Here is a 2,760-nt window from a genome sequence, read left to right on the forward strand (position 1 = left end):
GCCGTTACGCTGTTCACGAGGTCTCCGGTTGGTTTCTGGTTGTGCTTGGTCGTTCAACCAACTACCGGAGACCTCGCCACATCACCAACTTCTCAGCCCGGACAACGGGTTCCATCCCACACCATCGGGCTTATGAAACGCGGCCTAGTGCCTCGGCCGCTGCCGGGGTGATACCGGCCTGATGCAGCAACTCGCGCATCGGGTTGTCGACACCGGTGCGTTCGAGTGTGTCGATCTGGTTCGCGACCTCCGAAGCCGGGATACCCAGCAGCCCGGCCAGGCGCGCGGTCCGGTCCGCCGCCGTATCCGGTGCTTCGAAGTCGATGTCGCTTCCGTACTGCCCGGTGTCGGCTTCGGCGAGGGTGAGGGCGGGCCTGAGGGTCGAGAAGGCGTGGTGCCGGATGAAATCCGCGGTGGAGTGCCGCAGCGCCCGCTGCTGCAGTTCGGGCACCAGCTCACGGACGGCCTGACGTGCCGCAACGGCGGTGTCATGGGTCTGAGGGGTGGGATCGGCGGCGTGTGCGGACACGGCTTGCTCGTAGCGGATCACCGCCTCACGTACTCCGTGCAGGTGCATGGCATTGCGAATCAGCGCGTCCTCGGGCGACATCACCACCTGCGCGCTGCCGAGCTGACCGTTACGTGCCGTGCGGTTCTTGGCTTGTTCGTGGATGTAGGACTGCTCCGGCGCCTCGGTCATCCAGACATGCATGCCGCCCATGGCCTTCACCGCATCCGACACCGAAATGTCGACGCCGCGCTGGCCCTGCCGGTTGATCACCAGGATCTTGCCCTGCTCACCGGCCTCGTCGAATACTTTCTGCAGTCGGGTCTCCCAGTCCGCACCCCAGCCGACGATCCGCTTGGCGTCTACCGCTTCGATCGCCTCGCGCGGTACCCCGGCGCGCACCAGCTCCTGCACCTGCCGGGCGACCAGGTCGTTGCGGTGACACAGGATCTCCTGGAACCGTCCCGCACCCCCGTTCCGGATCTCGTTCGCATATTCGGCGATCGTGCGCAGCTTGGCATGGGTGTTTTCGGCCACATCGTGCTGGCCTTCCACCAACCGGTGGGTCTGTGACCGTCCGACCTCGTGCGCCGGTTCCAGACCGTAGATCTTTTGCAGCACCGGGTTCAGGTCGGTGAGCGTGCCCGACGCACCGGTTACTTCATCGAAAAACGATCCTTCTCCGACACGGTAGATTTCGACCGAGTCGATGCGTTTGGCGGACTCCGCATCCGCGCGCACCACGATCTGATGCTCCTCGGCCTTCTCCCCTCGGGCCTCGGCCGCGCGGAGCTCCTTCGCCTCGATGGCCTGCGCCAGGCTCGCCTTACCCGGCTCCGCGCTCCACCGGGATTCGCTCGAGGTCTTCGGGTTCCGTTGCAACCCGTGCTCGGCCTGATCGATGATGACGATCTTGCCCGCGTCCATCTCGTAATGGACACCTGCCCGGACGAGAAATTCGGCGTTGGCGGCGGTTTCCAGCCGGGAGGCGCCCATCCCCTCCAGCCACTGCGAGCCGTCCGGTAGCGCCTCGACCTTTGCCCGCCCCCCGGCGGTGAGCTCGGGCTGACCGTCGTACCAGTACATGAACTCCGGAGCGCCGTCGGCCCGCACCCCGATTTCCTCGGCGATCCGCCGGAGACCGAAATCTTCATACGACAGCGACCCGTCCGCCAGCGCCTCGGCGATAAAGTCGTGCGCGTCGAACACTTGCCGGGCTGTGGCCTCCGGAGCCGCCTGCTCGGGACCTTCGGACCGCAGGAACTGCCGTTCGCCCCGGTCGATGATGCCGTCCATCTCGTCGATCAGGACATGCCGCGGTGGCTCGATACCGCGATTGCACAAATGCCCGACCGTTTCGCCGGTCGCCACCACGATCGCCGGCCGGCCGGCCTCGATCGGCCCGAATCCGTTCTCCTGATCGGCGCGGAACACATCGATCCCGAAGTCGGTCATCACCTTCTGATGCGTGGAGTCGGTCAACAACTTCTCGTACGTGACGACTTCGCGATTGGCCAGCCCATCGGTCGTTGTCACCAGCAGAACCGAGCCATGGTGCACCGCACGCTGTATTGCGGTCGCCATGAATACCAGCGATTTGCCCTCCCCGGGTTTCATCTCCACCGGGCGCGATTTCATCGCGTAGACGGCTTCGGCCTGCTCGACCCGCAGCACCATGCCGCCCGGCACCGCGTCACTGACCGTGCCGCGCCGGATGACCTCCACTGTCGCCAGCATCGACTGGTGCTCATCACCGCCGTGTAGTCCGGCCTTCAACACGTCGTCCGCAAGGTTGGACAGGCGCTGACTTTCCGGTACATGCTCGGCGGAAGCCTGATGGAAATCGATCAACAGATCGACCGCCCGATCACGATCACTGCGTGGCAGGCCGGCGGCATCGGCGAGACTGTCATAATCGGTGGCCCGAACATTCTGCTCGTCGCGGACAGATGCCGAATGGTCTCCCGCAGCAGGGGTGTCAGTGCCGTCCGTCTCGGTCCGGCCCGAGCTCTCAGGTCCTTCCCGACCGGGCTGCTCGGCGGTCGCATCCCGCTGCGCGGTCGCATGCTCGTCACCACCCGATCCGTGTCCGGCGCGGGCGCCCGGCGCTCCCGCATCGCCCTCGGCGACCGGATCAGGCCGCGCCGATCCCTCGTCGCCGGCACCGGCCGCGACCGCGTCGTGTGCTCCGGCCGGAGCACCGGCCCTTTCGGGAACCCCGCCGACCGGAGGCGCGTCCGTCGAGACCTTCG

General features: G+C 66.3%; 1 protein-coding gene. It reads right to left on the minus strand.

Annotated features, from left to right (window positions below):
- Positions 1-130: 130 nt before the first annotated feature.
- Positions 131-2,760: DEAD/DEAH box helicase (locus tag AB0H42_RS35560; protein ID WP_357064243.1), on the minus strand; the 2,630-nt coding region annotated here is incomplete at its 5' end.

Source organism: Nocardia sp. NPDC050799 (genome assembly GCF_040654015.1).
Lineage (GTDB): Bacteria > Actinomycetota > Actinomycetes > Mycobacteriales > Mycobacteriaceae > Nocardia.